This is a genomic window from Mediterraneibacter gnavus ATCC 29149, assembly GCF_008121495.1.
Lineage (GTDB): Bacteria > Bacillota > Clostridia > Lachnospirales > Lachnospiraceae > Mediterraneibacter > Mediterraneibacter gnavus.
In genome coordinates this window covers 2692054-2706965 of record NZ_CP043051.1, presented here as the reverse complement: position 1 = coordinate 2706965, position 14912 = coordinate 2692054, and the positions used below count along the sequence as shown (strand labels likewise).

Below are 14912 nucleotides of genomic sequence, written 5' to 3'. Positions count from 1 at the left end.
AGTCCTCCTATTATACAATAGTTTTTTACTGGAATTCTGTCACATTTTTACGATATTTGACCGGTATATGTGTTCGCTGGCATTTTAAATTTTCCCGTTCCTTGATCGAGATGGTTTTAAAAAATCCTTTCCACAATTTTTCATACTCCTTCTCGGCTTCCGTGATCTGCTCTGTCACATTCCGCTCTGGCACTTCTCCTTGTACCAGCACCCAATGCTTTCCGGCCGGATGCACCAGAAATTCCTGATGCGTATTGTCATAGATCACCCAGTTTTCCATCGGAAAACGATCTGCAAAATGCTCTGCGATACATGTCAGCACCCTGTTCTTCGGCTCTATCTCGGAAAACAAAACTCCGTTTTCCAGTTCCCGAAATCTTACAAACTCAATAAAATAATGGGCTTCATTCGAAACTCTGCGTTTCATTTCAAACACTTTTGCCACAGAGGGATTGCCCAGAAAATCCATAATCCTTTTACTTGGCTTTACCTGTCTCGCTGCCTGCATGACATGTAGTATCGCCTCTGCTTTCATCGCATCTTCACACAACAGGGCATAAGAAATATCCTCATAAGTCTGCTCTCCCATATGATCCCGTATCAGGCGTTCCACCGCCTGCGCTTTCTTTTCGGATGATACAACTTCTGCATATTCGCAGAACAGCTGCTGCTGTGTCTTTCCCAAAAGCCCGATTCCTACCTCTTTATTGCGGTTTTCTTTCCATGCGTCATAAATTGCCGAAAGCATCTCGGTTCTGTCATCTCTGCAAATATAAATCTTTTTCATATCCCTCTCCTGTCATACCATAGTCACGATCTGGTTCCCGGTAAAATTTACATCATCAAATAAGGATAACTGCTGATAATTCATCCCTGCAACACTGTCCGGCAAACGTTCTTTCGTATTCAAAAGATTCCTTGTAATATAATCTTCTTCTATTTTCGTTTTATACATCATTTTTCCACTGCACGTAATAAAATAGAGCGCCCGTTTTAATACCACTCCCATTTTCCTGAGGTCTTCAAATCCAAGAGATCCGAACCGCCTTGCTTTTACGATCCTGCCCGCTGATTTGTAACCGATCCCGGGAACACGCAGCAAAACATCATATGACGCCCGATTCACTTCGACAGGAAAATATTCCAGATGATTCAGCGCCCAGTTACACTTCGGATCCAGGAATATATTAAAATTCGGATTTTTCTCATTCAGCAGCTCATTTGCTTCAAACTTGTAATACCGCAGCAGCCAGTCTGCCTGATATAGTCTGTGTTCCCGAAGAAGCGGCGGTCCATCTGATGTTCTTGCCGGAAGTGCCTTGTCTTCATTGACCGCCACAAAAGCAGAATAAAACACACGCTTTAATCCAAATTTCTGGTAGAGTGACTCTGCCACACGCAGGATCTGATAATCTGTCTCCGGAGAGGCGCCGATGATCATCTGCGTACTCTGGCCGGCAGGCACAAAACGCGGCGCACTTTTATACAGCGTCAGCTCCTGTCTGTTCTCTTTGGACTTCTCCTGGACCAGCCGCATGGGTGCCAGAATATTTTTTCTTGACTTGTGTGGTGCCAGAAGTCTCAAACTCTCGGCTGTCGGCAATTCCAGATTCACACTCATCCTGTCTGCCAGAAATCCCACTTTCTGAATCAGAATCGGATCTGCTCCCGGAATTGCCTTTACATGAATGTATCCCTGAAAATTGCAGACATGACGCAGCTTATACAAGGCTGCATAGATCAGCTCCATCGTATAGTTCGGATTTTTTAAAATTCCAGAACTTAAGAACAATCCTTCGATATAATTTCTTCTGTAAAATTCCATCGTCAATGTGCAGATCTCATCCGGCGTAAAAGATGTACGGATCACGTCATTGGAAGATCGATTCACACAATATTTGCAGTCATAAATACACTCATTCGTAAATAAAATCTTCAGAAGTGAAATACACCTTCCATCCGTAGAAAAGCTGTGACAGATTCCCGCCTTGCTGCAATTGCCTATACCTGTGCCATCACCTTTCCTTTCTACGCCGCTGGAGGTGCACGCCACATCATACTTTGCCGCATCAATCAGAATCTGAAGTTTTTCATAGATTGACATTTTTTCCTGAATAATCTCCGCCATATTTCCGCTCCTTTCAGAACATATGTTCTTTTTGTATTATAGCATTCAGAACATATGTTTGCAAGTTCTTTTTTAAGAAATTACCAACACAAAAAAGAACACTGTCTTTTCAGACAATGTCCTTTTTTGTATCTGATTATTCACAATCGCGGATTTTCTTTCTCAGCGGAAGAACCATCGATGGAGAAACAGAAAGTTCATCCAGTCCCATCTTCAGGAATTCTTCTGTCAATTCCAGATCTGCGCCAAGTTCTCCGCAAATGCCGATCCATTTTCCTTCTGCATGTGCATTCTCTGCAGCCATGCGGATCATCGCCAGCACTGCCGGATGATGCGGATCATAGAACTCGTCCAGTTTTGAATTCTGACGGTCGATCGCCAGAGTGTACTGTGTCAGGTCATTCGTTCCCACACTGAAGAAGTCAACTTCCTTTGCCAGTTCACGGCTGATCATAACAGAGGCCGGAGTCTCGATCATCACACCAAGCTCCACATCTTCTTTATATGGGATTCCCTGTTCTTTCAACTCTGCTTTCACTTCTTTGATCATCTCTTTGATCTTATGAATCTCTGAAACAGAAATGATCATTGGGAACATGATCGAAATATTTCCGTAAAATGCAGCTCTGTAAAGTGCACGAAGCTGTGTCTTAAAGATTTCCGGTCTTGTCAGACAAATACGGATCGCACGATATCCAAGTGCCGGATTCTCTTCTTTGTCCAGTTCGAAATAATCCACCTGTTTATCAGCTCCGATATCCAGTGTACGGATGATCACTTTTTTCCCTGCCATGTTTTCTGCAACCTGCTTGTATACTGCAAACTGCTGCTCTTCTGTCGGGAATGTCTCATTCTCCAGATATAAGAACTCACTGCGGAACAAACCGATTCCGCCTGCATCATTTTTCAGGACTGCACCAACATCAGATGCATTTCCGATATTTGCATATACATTGATCTTCTGACCACTCTTTGTGATGTTCTCTTTTCCTTTGAGCTGTTCCAAGAGTGCCTTTTTCTCAAGATCTTCTTCCCGCTTTTTCTGCATTCTGGAAAGTGTCTCTTCATCCGGATCAATATACAATGTTCCTGTAAATCCGTCGATCACAGCCATCTTTCCGTCATACTGAGGACTCAGACTTTCACCCAGACCGATAACAGCCGGGATATTCATGGTACGCGCCAGAATCGCAGTATGAGAATTGGAAGAACCGTACATCGTTGCAAATGCAAGTACTTTGCTCTTATCCAGCTGTACCGTCTCACTCGGTGCCAGATCATCTGCTGCAATGATCGAAGGCTCGTCTGTCTGCTTGATTCCCTCGCTGACTCCGCAGAGGATATCCAGCACACGCTCAGAAACATCCTTTACGTCCGCTGCACGTCCCTGCATATATGCATCATCCATTGCCGCAAACATCTGCGCAAAATTGTCAGCTGTCGTTGCTACTGCAAACTCTGCATTGACTTTCTGAGAACGGATGATATTTTCGATAGACTCAATATAATCCAGGTCTTCCAGCATCATCTGATGAATCTCAAAAATCATAGCGTTGGCTTCTCCGACATCGGCAATCGATTTTTCGTACAATTCTTTTAACTGACGGATTCCCTCAGCTTTTGCTTCCTGAAATCTTACACACTCTGATTCTACATTTTCTACGTGTTCTCTTTTGATCACTTTCTGATTTCTTTTATAAAAAGAAAGTTTTCCGATGGACACTCCACCAAATACACTTTTTCCTGTTATTGTAATCATAATATTTTCCTCAGACTTTATGGGAATTATAAGTTTTCTTTAAAGAATGCTTCCAGTTCTGCGATTGCTGCATCTTCATCTGCACCATCAGCAGTAATTGTCACTTCTTCTCCTGTCTTTACTCCAAGTCCCATCACACCGAAGATTCTTTTTGCATCTGCAGATTTGTCACCTTTTGCAATTGTTACGGAAGATGTAAATTCTCCTGCTTTTTTCACAAGCAGTCCTGCTGGTCTTGCGTGGATTCCTTCTGCGTCTGTCACTACATATTTAAATTCTTTCATAGCACTAAAACTCCTTTTGCCTTTTTTCTTTGTAGTATATACTATCTTTCGCTTTTTTTCAACCTGTGTTCTGCAATAAATATGCTTTGTCTGACCAACGTTTTTTTAACATTTTGATCTAATTTTTCAGTCAAAAAGCGGTGTGGAAAGATATCGTTCTCCTGTATCCGGAAGCAATGCTACAATTGTCTTTCCACGGTTTTCCTCTTTTCCGGCCTCCAAAAGTGCAACTGACAGTGCTGCTCCGGAAGAAATACCAACCAGAACTCCTTCCTTTTCTGCCAGAAGACGGGAAGCTTTGTACGCCTCCTGCTCTTTCACTTTACTGATGCGATCATAAACAGAAGTATTGAGTACATCCGGCACAAATCCTGCACCAATTCCCTGCAGTCCGTGCGGTCCCGGATTTTCTCCCGACAGCACTGCGGAAGACGCCGGCTCCACTGCCACAATCTCAATGGACGGATTGACTGATTTCAAATAAGCACCGGTTCCTGTGATCGTTCCGCCGGTACCGACACCTGCTACAAACAGATCCACCTGTCCTTGTGTATCTTCCCAGATCTCCGGCCCTGTTGTTTTTTCGTGTGCTCTTGGATTCGCGGTATTTACGAACTGCCCCAGGATCACTGCATTTTCAATCTCCTGCTCCAGCTCTTTTGCTTTTGCAATGGCTCCTTTCATCCCCTTTGCTCCTTCTGTGAGCACAATTTCTGCGCCATATCCCTTCAGAAGTTTTCTTCGCTCGATACTCATCGTTTCCGGCATTACAAAGATTGCTCTGTATCCTCTTGACGCTGCAATCGATGCAAGCCCGATTCCGGTATTTCCACTTGTAGGCTCAATGATAGCAGATCCCTGTTTTAATGTACCGTTTTCCTCTGCCTCTGTGATCATCTGAAGCGCTGCCCGATCCTTTACGCTGCCTGCCGGATTAAAGTATTCCAGCTTCACCAGCACTCTTGCCTGGAGATTCAGTTCTTTCTCCAGATTCTTTACTTCCAGAAGTGGAGTTCTTCCGATTAATTCTGTTACACTCTGATAAATTCCTGCCATATGTCTGTCCTCCTATATTCATTGCATCGTTTTTAAATGTAGTACATGCCCGCGTTCTGTTCCAGTTTTTCCCGGTATTCATCCGCCAGCATCTTTAACGTTTTCTGTTCCAGAAATGTATTGACTGTTTCATCAATCCTGCTCCATACAAGCTTCTCGATCGCCTCCTGAACTGCATCCTGCTCTTCTCCCGGAATCCGGTCTATGATCGAAAAGGTTCCTTCCAGTGCCTCCAGCACTTCTTTGACCGTAATGGACTCTGCATCTCTCGCCAGTTTATATCCGCCTCCGGCTCCTTTTACACTGACCACAATGCCTGCTTTTCTCAATGTTCCGAAAACCTGTTCCAGATAATTCAGAGAAATCTTCTGTCTGTTTGCGACCTGAACAAGCGAAACCGGAGCATTATTCGAATGAATGGTCATATCAACCAGGGCGCGCAGTCCATATCTTCCTCTTGTCGATACTTTCATGGCACTCCTCCTTTAATTCCTATCGATTTAGTAATGTTTTTATTGTTATACCTCTTTTTCCCTACCATGTCAATATGTTTAATATATTTTCTTGAAATTATTTTATCCAAAAGATGAACACAGCAACTCCAAAAACAGCTTTAAACCATAAAACAAAAAGAGTACCGTCAGGCAGTAAAACCGCCCTCCGGCACTCTTTCTAACAGGTCTCTTTTTTCTTTACGATCTCTGCAATATCTGCAACTGTAACCTCTGCAGCCGTATCCAGTATCTGCTCCCACATCTCACCCCAGGTACTTTTCGTAGAGCAGATTTCGCATTCCATTCCACACTCGGTATTTTCAACAAGACAGGATACCGGTGCCAGCTGACCTTCCGCAGCACGAAGCACTTCCAATACAGAAATTTCTCCCGGCTCCTTCGTCAGGCAATATCCTCCATATGCACCGCGCACACTTTTTACAAGACCCGCCTCTTTTAAAAGCTTCATAATCCTCTCCAGATATTTTTCTGAAAGATTTCGCCTCTTTGCGATATCATTCAGACTTTCCAGACGATCCGGCATCAGATGCAGCGCAAGATCCACTGCAATTTCCAGTGCATACTGCCCTCTTGTAGACATTTTCATATTCCGGCTTCTCCTTTATCACTTTTTGCTTCCTCTATTTTAATAGAAATCCTGTGTAAATACAATCTCTCATTTTCAGTTTCTTTTGCACAAGATTTATAGAAAATGCTTTTATTTCTACACATTTCGACATTTTTTGTATACTTTTACAAATACCAAAAGAAATCATTTGACACTCATTGTTAAATATGCTAAAATGACGAAGTATTGTTTTTGATTGGATAAGCAATACGATATACTTTATTATTTATTTTCAAATTTATGGAGGTAACACAATGACAGGTACAGTAAAATGGTTTAACAACCAAAAAGGTTATGGATTCATCTCTGATTCCGAAGGAAATGATGTATTTGTACACTACTCAGGACTCGTAATGGATGGATTCAAATCCTTAGAAGAAGGCCAGGCTGTTGAATTCGAAGTAACAGAAGGCGCTAAAGGACCTCAGGCAACAAACGTAGTAAAGCTTTAATCAGATTTTAGATGTACCTTTTAATTATATAATTCCAATTTAATATTTAAAAGTTATACAACAAAACGAGATTATAAAAAGAATCTGCTTCCCGATACGGAGGCAGATTCTTTTTATCGTCTTCTTTAGCACAGAGGATATTTTTCTGTCAGCTTCTGCACCATTTCTTTTACCTGTTCTACATTTTTCTCATCCCGGATCACCATTGCAATCATCTCCGCAATCTGGTCCATCTCCTGCTCTTTCATTCCTCTGCTTGTAACTGCCGGAGTCCCCAGACGCACACCACTTGTCACAAACGGAGAGCGCGGATCATTCGGGATTGTATTTTTATTGCAGGTGATATGAGCCTGATCCAGACGCTTTTCCAGTTCTTTTCCGCTGACATTGGTTCCAGTCAGATCCACCAGCATCAAATGGTTGTCCGTTCCACCGGATACAATCTTCACACCTCGCTCTAATAATCCATTGCACAATGCTTTCGCATTTTTCAGGATCTGCTCTTGATATGCAACGAAATCCGGACTTAGGGCTTCTTTGAAGCACACTGCTTTTGCTGCAATCACATGCATCAGCGGACCTCCCTGAATTCCAGGAAAGATTGCTTTGTTAAAATTGAACTTTTCATTCATCTCATTGCTGCTTAAGATCATGCCGCCTCGTGGTCCGCGCAGTGTCTTATGCGTGGTGGTTGTCGTCACATGTGCATACGGGATCGGGCTCGGATGAAGTCCTGCTGCGACCAGACCTGCAATATGAGCCATATCTACCATCAGATAAGCTCCCACCTCATCTGCAATCTCACGGAATTTCTTAAAATCTATGATTCTGGCATAGGCACTTGCTCCCGCAATGATCAGCTTCGGCCGGCACTCTTTCGCAATCCTTCGAACTTCCTCATAATCGATCACGCCTTCTTCATTGACACCATACGGTGTGATCTCAAAATATTTTCCGGACATATTGACCGGAGATCCATGCGTCAGGTGACCACCATGATCCAGGTTCATTCCCATCACTTTATCTCCCGGAGTGAGCATCGCAAACTGCACTGCCATATTCGCCTGTGCCCCGGAGTGCGGCTGTACATTGACATATTCACAGCCAAACAGCTTTTTCGCACGCTCAATCGCCAGATTCTCTGCCACATCTACACACTGGCATCCGCCATAATAACGTTTTCCCGGATACCCTTCCGCATATTTGTTCGTGAGCGGACTTCCCATCGCTGCCATCACTGCTTTGCTCACCCAGTTTTCTGAGGCGATCAGCTCAATATGGGAATTCTGTCTTGCCATCTCTGCCTGAATCGCTTCTGCAATTTCCGGATCTTCTTTTCTTATTTCTTCAAAATCATACATCGCATCTTCCTCCATTCTCTCCCTTTGCTACGCCACTTTATTCATGTGACGCAGCAAAGTAACAGTTGCCCTATTATACCATATCCTGCCTAAAAGTCAAACAAGGAAAGCTGATTGCTCTGCGGAAGATTTCCAAACAACCCCAGGTCTGACATAAATTCGATCACGGTCTTGCTCACCTTTGTTCGCTGTCTGAAATCATCCAAAGACAGATACGGTCCGTCTTTTGCAGCCTCCTCCACAGCCTCTGCCGCCTTTTCTCCCATCCCTTCGATACTGGAGAGGGGAGGCATCAGTTTTCCGTCAATGATCTGGAATTTTGTTGCCTTCGCCTTGTAAATATCCAAAGGCAGGAACTCATAACCTCTTGCGTACATTTCCTGTACAATCTTCATATCCTTCAGTACATCCTGTTCCTTGTTGCTCAGAGAATCTGACCGGCGCTTATAATCTTTCATGTAGTAATTCAGTTTATCCTTTCCCTGACACATCAGTTCATACGAAAATGCATTGGCACGAATCCCAAAATACGCACCGTAATAAGCCAGCGGATAATTGATCTTACAATAAGCGATTCGATATGCCATCATAACATATGCCGCCGCATGTGCCTTCGGGAACATATAGCTGATCTGCTTACAGGACCAGATATACCAGTCCGGCACGTCCTTTTCCTTCATGGTTTCTTCCCATTCCGGCTTTAGTCCTTTTCCTTTTCGCACACTCTCCATGATCGTAAATGACAGCGCGCTGTCCACACCCTGATTGATCAGATAGATCATGATATCGTCTCGGGTACAGATTGCAGTGGAAATCGTTGCCTTTCCCGATTCGATCAGAACCTGTGCATTTCCAAGCCACACATTCGTTCCGTGGGACAGACCGGAAATACGGATCAGATCAGAAAGAGACTGCGGATTGGCATCCTGTACCATCTGGATTACGAAATCCGTACCGAATTCCGGGATTCCAAGACATCCCAGATTACAGCCGTCAATATCCTCAGGTTTGATTCCCAATGCACTGGTATCGTGAAACAGAGAAAGTACTTTTTTATCATCCAGCGGAATCTTTGTCGCATCAAACGGATTCTCGTCATTGTACTCATTCTCCAGCGCATCAGATGTAATATACTCCTCCAGAGTACGGATCATGGTCGGATCATCATGCCCCAGAATGTCAAGTTTCAAAAGGTTGTGGTCAATGGAATGGTAATCAAAATGAGTCGTAATAATATCCGTAGTCATATCATTTGCCGGGTGCTGTACCGGTGTAAACTCATTGATGTCATGCCCGTGAGGCAATACCACGATTCCTCCCGGATGCTGTCCCGTACTCCTTCTGATCCCCGTACATCCCTGTAAAATCCGGTCAATCTCACATTTCCGCTTCCGATGTCCGCGCTCCTCATAATAATTCTTCACATATCCAAATGCCGTCTTATCTGCCAGTGTACCAATGGTTCCGGCTTTGAACGTATGCCCTTCTCCGAAGATGACCTCTGTATACCGGTGCGCTTTTGCCTGGTAGTCTCCGGAAAAGTTCAGGTCGATATCCGGCTCCTTGTCTCCTTTAAATCCAAGGAAGGTCTCAAATGGAATGTCAAATCCGGCTTTTACCAGTTTGGCCCCACAGTTCGGACAGTTTTTATCCGGCATGTCAAACCCGCATCCACCCGCAAATGCGCGGACTTCTTCGGAATCAAAGTCACTGTAATGACACTCACTGCAATAATAGTGCGGACTCAAAGGATTTACCTCTGTGATTCCCGCCATAGTCGCAACAAAGGAGGATCCTACAGAACCTCGGGAACCTACCAGATAACCGTCATCATTGGATTTCCACACCAGCTTCTGCGCAATGATATACATCACCGAATATCCATTGGAAATGATGGATGTCAGTTCTCTCTCCAGCCTGGTCTGCACCGGTTCGGGCAGATTTTCTCCATAAATCTCATGCGCTTTGTTGTAACAGATATCTCTTAGATTCTGCTCAGAATTTTCAATGACCGGAGGGCATTTGTTCGGATTGACCGGAGAGATCTTTTCCACCATATCGCAGATCCTGTTCGGATTGTCGATGACGATCTCCCTGGCTTTCGCGGAACCAAGATAAGAGAACTCTTCCAGCATCTCATCCGTTGTCCGAAGATATAAAGGAGGCTGGGTGTCCGCATCTCCGAATCCTTTTCCTGCCATGATGATCCTCCGGTACACTTCGTCCTCCGGATCCAGAAAATGTACATCACAGGTCGCCACGACAGGCTTTTTGAATTTTTCCCCAAGACTGACGATCTCCCGGTTGATATTTTGCAAATCCTCTTTGGAATTGATATCTCCATACCGGTCACTGTCGATCATAAACTGGTTGTTTCCAAGAGGTTGGATTTCATAATAATCATAAAATTCTGCCAGCCTTGCAACAGCCTGCGGAGATTTCTGGTTCAGGATCGCCTGATACAACTCACCGGCCTCACAGGCACTTCCTATGATCAGACCCTCTCTGTGCTGATTCAAAAGACTTTTCGGAATCCTCGGTCTTCTCGCAAAATATGTCAGATGCGAAGCTGAGATCAGCTGGTACAGATTGAATCTTCCGATATCGTTTTTTACCAGAATGATGATATGGTGTGTTGGCAGCTTCCGGATGGCATTCACATTCATATCCCCAAACCGGTTCATCTCTTTGAGCGTTGTGATATTCCTGTCTTTGAGCATCTCTACAAACTTCACGAAAATTTCCGCCGTTGCTCCTGCATCATCCACCGCACGGTGATGATTTTCCAGAGAGATTCCCAGTGCCTTTGCCACGATATTCAGCTTGTATTTTGATAAGGTCGGCAGCAGCACTCTCGCAAGCGCCACCGTATCTACTGAGACAAAATCCGGTTCGATCTCCTGATATCTGCAATTCTGCTCGATAAAGCCCACATCAAACCCGGCATTGTGCGCCACAAGAACACCATCTCCCACAAATTCCAGAAACTCAGGCAGTACGCTCTCAATATCCGGTGCATCTAAGACCATCTCATCCGTGATACTGGTCAGCTGTGTAATTTCAAACGGAATCGGACGTTTTGGATTGACAAATGTACTGAATTTTTCTACGATAGCACCATCTTTTACCTTCACTGCCCCGATCTCTATAATCTTATCCTTGATTGCAGAAAAACCTGTCGTCTCGATATCGAACACAATATATGTGTCATCCAGTGTCTGCTCCCCGGCATTGACCGCAATCTCTGTCAGATCATCAACCACATATCCTTCCACTCCGTAGATTACTTTAAACGGATCATCCTTATCAAGCGTCTCGATATAATGATTGGCATCCGGGAACGACTGGGCAACTCCGTGATCGGTAATCGCGATTGCCGGATGCCCCCAGTCATGAGCTCTTTTTACGATGCTCTTCACCTCGGACACACCGTCCATATCACTCATTTTTGTATGACAATGAAGCTCCACCCGTTTGACCGGGCTTAAATCTTCTCTCGAAACAGTAAAGTCTCCAATCTTCTTAATTCCGGTAACAGAACCTATGGTCAGCTCCCCATCGAATTTGTCAATGGTCGTCACCCCTTTGATCTTCACAAAGGCCCCTTTTTTAATATCTCCCAAAAGCTCCGCCAGCTGATCGTTCCTTACAAACATCTTAACTGTAATCGTGTCTGTAAAATCTGTCACAGAAAACATCAGAATCGTTTTCTCGTTGCGGATCTCCCTTGTATCAAAGCTGATGATCTTACCATGAATAGTGATCTCACCCATCTCTGTGACAACCTGATCCAGAGTCAGAGGTTCATCTTCAAAATTCTTACCATAAACAAGAGACGGATCATCCCCCTGCTTAAGCGGACGCTGGAACTCTTTCTTTCTGAATTCTCCTTTTTTGAATCCGGATTTTGCACTCTCCTTCTTGCCGGAATCTGCTGTTTTCTTCTCTTTTGCAGAGTCCGTCTGCCTCTCTGAAATCGGCTTCTGCAAAATCTCTCCCTTTTGTCTTGCTCTTCTCTCAAAGATCGCATTGATTTCCTGCTGGATGCGCTGCTCATCATATTCCCGGCTCTGATTTTCCTCCTGCTCCCGGTAAAGTACACGGATTTCCGCCTGCATCCCAAATCTGCGGCTCAGTACCTCTTCCAGAAGCGTCACGATATATTCTTTCTTTCCTTCCGAAACAATGCTGTCTAAAAGCTCTACACATACGATTTTTTCCCCTTCGAAATGCAGCTCTGCCTGTTCAAACATACTGGCTGCCAGTACACTTTTCTTTTCCAGTTCCAGAACAAGACTCTCCTTGTATTCTGCAAGCAGCGTCTCCAGTGTATACAGCTCCGATAACACATAAAACTCTTCGATCTGGATTGCCACCGATGCCGTTCCAAACAGCTGCTCCTTGATACTCTGCTCCATTTTCCAGATCACCTTTTTCGGGATCAGATGATGACTGACCATATGAATATGCAAAAATTCTCGTGTAGAATTGGTCGTGATCTTTTTCACTTCCACATCCTGAAACAACATTTTCAATTCTCCATCTGCCCGCAAGGTCGGGAAAACCTCAAAAAATGTCTTTTCGTTCTTTACCTGTTCCAATTTAATAACTCCTGACGCAGTGTTTCTAACAATTCCTCTTCTTTTACTTTTCTTACGATCTCACCTTTTTTGATGAGAAGCCCTTCTCCGATACCGCCTGCGATTCCGATATCCGCTTCTTTTGCTTCTCCGGGGCCATTGACCACACATCCCATCACTGCCACTTTGATATCCAGATCAATGTCCTGCACCATCTTTTCTACCTGATTTGCAAGAGCGATCAGATCGATCCTGGTACGTCCGCAGGTCGGGCAGGAAACTACTTCGATCCCGCCTTTTCGCATTCCCAGTGTTTTTAAGATCAGCTTTGCGGTACGGATTTCTTCTGTCGGATCTCCGGTCAGAGAGACCCGGATGGTATTTCCGATCCCCTCATGCAGAATGATCCCAAGTCCTACGGAAGACTTGATATTTCCAGAGTAAACCGTTCCGGACTCTGTAATTCCAACATGCAAAGGATACTGGCATTTTTCTGCAATCAGTTCATGAGCTCTGACGCACATCAGAACATCTGAAGATTTGATGCTCACCACCAGATTGTCATACCCCATTTCCTCGATCATGCGTACTTTATCCAACGCACTCTCCACGATTCCCTCAGCCGTCACACCACCGTATTTTTCCAGCAGATTTTTCTCCAGAGAACCACTGTTGACGCCCACTCGGATCGGCACATTGTACTCTTTCGCCTTCTCGACTACTGCCTGCACACGCTCTTTGGAACCGATGTTGCCCGGATTGATACGGATCTTATCCGCCCCGTTTTCAATAGCAGCAATGGCAAGCCGGTAATCAAAATGAATATCTGCAACGAGTGGAATATGAATCTGCTTTTTGATCTCTTTCAACGCAAGCGCAGCTTCCATCGTAGGCACTGCGCAGCGGATAATCTCACATCCCGCTTCCTCCAGAGCGAGAATCTGCTCCACTGTCGCCGCCACATCCTCTGTCTTTGTATTTGTCATAGACTGGATCGCTACCGGATGACTTCCTCCGATCCATACATTTCCAATCCGTATTTCTTTTGTTCGATTTCTCAACATCTCCATTTTTTCCTCCTGTTCTCCCAAAAATAATGTTAAATTTACGGCGGATGAGAAATTTTTTTAAAATCCCCGCATCCACCGTCTTTGTCTGTTCCTTATTTTTTTGTAAATGTCATCTGGCTGCCATATTCCCGTTCAGTCAATGTCAGTTCTTTCTGCTCCAGATTATATTCATACGTACCGTCCAGCTTCTGCAGTGCAGTATCCAGTTTGGCTGTATCTACACCGGACTCCTCTGCTGCTTTCTGCAATTCGGCAGCATCTGTATGCAGAGTGATCACTTTCATATCTGTATCTACGCTGCACTCTACCGAAACTTTTACATCTGCTGATTCAAACTCCTCCGGCCACTGCACAACCGCCTGATCCTCTCCCGAGATCGTCAGCATCAGATCACTGTCCTCCCGTACCCACGTTCCTTCCAGAGGATTCGATGTAAATAATTTTATCACAAAGAATACTGCGATCAGAATAATAACCAGTGTGGATACTGATATCGCAGTCTTCCAAAGACGATTTCTTTTTTCTTCATCATTTTTTGCAAACATACTTTCTGTCATCCTTTCTTTTCTTCAATTTCATTATACGGATTTTCCATGGAGGTGTCAATGTGTTTCCCCGTTCTGTCAAGTAGTGTCTTTTCGTCACTTTTTTATTCATTTTGTTGATATTTGTCACTTTTTGTCAATAAATGGAAGCAAACTGTTAAAATACACATTATTCAGGAGGTACATATGAAGTTTTCATCTACATTAAAAGAATTAAGAGAACAAAATCATGTCACCCAGAACCAGCTGGCTTCTCACTTAAAACTTACCCGCTCCACAATCGCGGGATATGAGACAAAAGGAACGCAGCCGGACTACGAACGTTTGCTTCAGATTGCAGACTATTTTCACGTATCGGTTGATTATCTGCTCACAGGCTCTGAAACCAACGGTATTTCTGTTCCGCCGGATTCTTCCGAATACCGTCTGCTCTGTGCGTATCTGAATCTGTCTTCGGATTCCAGACAACAGCTTTTCGAATACACCGAATTTCTACAAGATCAGGATACAAAAAAGGGAAGGATGCCAAAATAAATTGCGCATTCTTCCCTTTCT

At 44.2% G+C, this 14912-nt stretch carries 13 protein-coding genes; 2 read left to right on the top strand and 11 right to left on the bottom strand.

What is annotated here, in order from left to right; translation table 11 throughout:
- Positions 1-25: 25 nt before the first annotated feature.
- The 7 genes from FXV78_RS13400 to FXV78_RS13370 form a co-directional block, all read right to left on the bottom strand.
- Positions 26-787 carry a TIGR03915 family putative DNA repair protein gene (locus tag FXV78_RS13400; RefSeq protein WP_004840390.1) on the bottom strand — a complete coding sequence of 254 codons (762 nt, stop codon included), beginning with the start codon at positions 785-787 and terminating at the stop codon, positions 26-28.
- A gap of 12 nt (positions 788-799) precedes the next feature.
- Positions 800-2128 carry a putative DNA modification/repair radical SAM protein gene (locus FXV78_RS13395; protein WP_004840391.1) on the bottom strand — a complete coding sequence of 443 codons (1329 nt, stop codon included), beginning with the start codon at positions 2126-2128 and terminating at the stop codon, positions 800-802.
- Between the two features lie 136 nt (positions 2129-2264).
- Positions 2265-3887: a phosphoenolpyruvate--protein phosphotransferase gene (gene ptsP, locus FXV78_RS13390; protein ID WP_004840394.1), complete on the bottom strand. Its 1623-nt coding sequence runs from the start codon at positions 3885-3887 to the stop codon at positions 2265-2267.
- A 26-nt stretch (positions 3888-3913) separates the two neighbouring features.
- Positions 3914-4171, bottom strand: a complete 258-nt coding sequence (locus FXV78_RS13385) for an HPr family phosphocarrier protein (protein ID WP_004840395.1) — start codon at positions 4169-4171, stop codon at positions 3914-3916.
- A gap of 126 nt (positions 4172-4297) precedes the next feature.
- On the bottom strand, positions 4298-5227 hold the full coding sequence (cysK, locus tag FXV78_RS13380) for a cysteine synthase A (protein WP_004840401.1): 930 nt from the start codon (positions 5225-5227) through the stop codon (positions 4298-4300).
- Positions 5228-5259: 32 nt separating this feature from the next.
- Positions 5260-5700, bottom strand: coding sequence for an RrF2 family transcriptional regulator (locus FXV78_RS13375; protein WP_004840402.1), 441 nt, complete (start codon positions 5698-5700; stop codon positions 5260-5262).
- A 199-nt stretch (positions 5701-5899) separates the two neighbouring features.
- A complete protein-coding gene (locus FXV78_RS13370; RefSeq protein ID WP_004840404.1) occupies positions 5900-6328 on the bottom strand; it encodes an RrF2 family transcriptional regulator in 429 nt (142 codons plus the stop codon).
- 275 nt (positions 6329-6603) lie between these two features.
- Between FXV78_RS13370 and FXV78_RS13365 the strand changes: the two genes are divergently transcribed.
- On the top strand, positions 6604-6801 hold the full coding sequence (locus FXV78_RS13365; RefSeq protein ID WP_004840409.1) for a cold-shock protein: 198 nt from the start codon (positions 6604-6606) through the stop codon (positions 6799-6801).
- Between the two features lie 125 nt (positions 6802-6926).
- Here FXV78_RS13365 and glyA read toward each other — a convergent pair whose 3' ends face one another.
- The 4 genes from glyA to FXV78_RS13345 all read right to left on the bottom strand — a co-directional run bounded on the left by glyA (position 6927) and on the right by FXV78_RS13345 (position 14357).
- On the bottom strand, positions 6927-8162 hold the full coding sequence (gene glyA / locus FXV78_RS13360; protein ID WP_039959255.1) for a serine hydroxymethyltransferase: 1236 nt from the start codon (positions 8160-8162) through the stop codon (positions 6927-6929).
- Positions 8163-8251: 89 nt separating this feature from the next.
- Complete coding sequence (locus FXV78_RS13355) at positions 8252-12763, bottom strand: PolC-type DNA polymerase III (protein ID WP_004840412.1); 4512 nt, start codon at positions 12761-12763, stop codon at positions 8252-8254.
- Complete coding sequence (ispG, locus tag FXV78_RS13350) at positions 12751-13806, bottom strand: flavodoxin-dependent (E)-4-hydroxy-3-methylbut-2-enyl-diphosphate synthase (protein WP_039959256.1); 1056 nt, start codon at positions 13804-13806, stop codon at positions 12751-12753. Before ispG ends, FXV78_RS13355 begins: the two co-directional genes overlap by 13 nt.
- A 98-nt stretch (positions 13807-13904) precedes the next feature.
- On the bottom strand, positions 13905-14357 hold the full coding sequence (locus FXV78_RS13345; protein ID WP_009243879.1) for a hypothetical protein: 453 nt from the start codon (positions 14355-14357) through the stop codon (positions 13905-13907).
- A gap of 186 nt (positions 14358-14543) precedes the next feature.
- Between FXV78_RS13345 and FXV78_RS13340 the strand changes: the two genes are divergently transcribed.
- Complete coding sequence (locus tag FXV78_RS13340) at positions 14544-14891, top strand: helix-turn-helix domain-containing protein (protein ID WP_039959244.1); 348 nt, start codon at positions 14544-14546, stop codon at positions 14889-14891.
- Positions 14892-14912 lie beyond the last annotated feature (21 nt).

Excerpts from the sequence above, each read along its gene's own strand:
- FXV78_RS13400 (WP_004840390.1), bottom strand. The coding sequence starts at position 787 with ATGAAAAAGATTTATATTTGCAGAGATGACAGAACCGAGATGCTTTCG.
- FXV78_RS13395 (WP_004840391.1), bottom strand. The coding sequence starts at position 2,128 with ATGGCGGAGATTATTCAGGAAAAAATGTCAATCTATGAAAAACTTCAG.
- ptsP (WP_004840394.1), bottom strand. The coding sequence starts at position 3,887 with ATGATTACAATAACAGGAAAAAGTGTATTTGGTGGAGTGTCCATCGGA.
- FXV78_RS13385 (WP_004840395.1), bottom strand. The coding sequence starts at position 4,171 with ATGAAAGAATTTAAATATGTAGTGACAGACGCAGAAGGAATCCACGCA.
- cysK (WP_004840401.1), bottom strand. The coding sequence starts at position 5,227 with ATGGCAGGAATTTATCAGAGTGTAACAGAATTAATCGGAAGAACTCCA.
- FXV78_RS13375 (WP_004840402.1), bottom strand. The coding sequence starts at position 5,700 with ATGAAAGTATCGACAAGAGGAAGATATGGACTGCGCGCCCTGGTTGAT.
- FXV78_RS13370 (WP_004840404.1), bottom strand. The coding sequence starts at position 6,328 with ATGAAAATGTCTACAAGAGGGCAGTATGCACTGGAAATTGCAGTGGAT.
- FXV78_RS13365 (WP_004840409.1), top strand. The coding sequence starts at position 6,604 with ATGACAGGTACAGTAAAATGGTTTAACAACCAAAAAGGTTATGGATTC.
- glyA (WP_039959255.1), bottom strand. The coding sequence starts at position 8,162 with ATGTATGATTTTGAAGAAATAAGAAAAGAAGATCCGGAAATTGCAGAA.
- ispG (WP_039959256.1), bottom strand. The coding sequence starts at position 13,806 with ATGTTGAGAAATCGAACAAAAGAAATACGGATTGGAAATGTATGGATC.
- FXV78_RS13345 (WP_009243879.1), bottom strand. The coding sequence starts at position 14,357 with ATGTTTGCAAAAAATGATGAAGAAAAAAGAAATCGTCTTTGGAAGACT.
- FXV78_RS13340 (WP_039959244.1), top strand. The coding sequence starts at position 14,544 with ATGAAGTTTTCATCTACATTAAAAGAATTAAGAGAACAAAATCATGTC.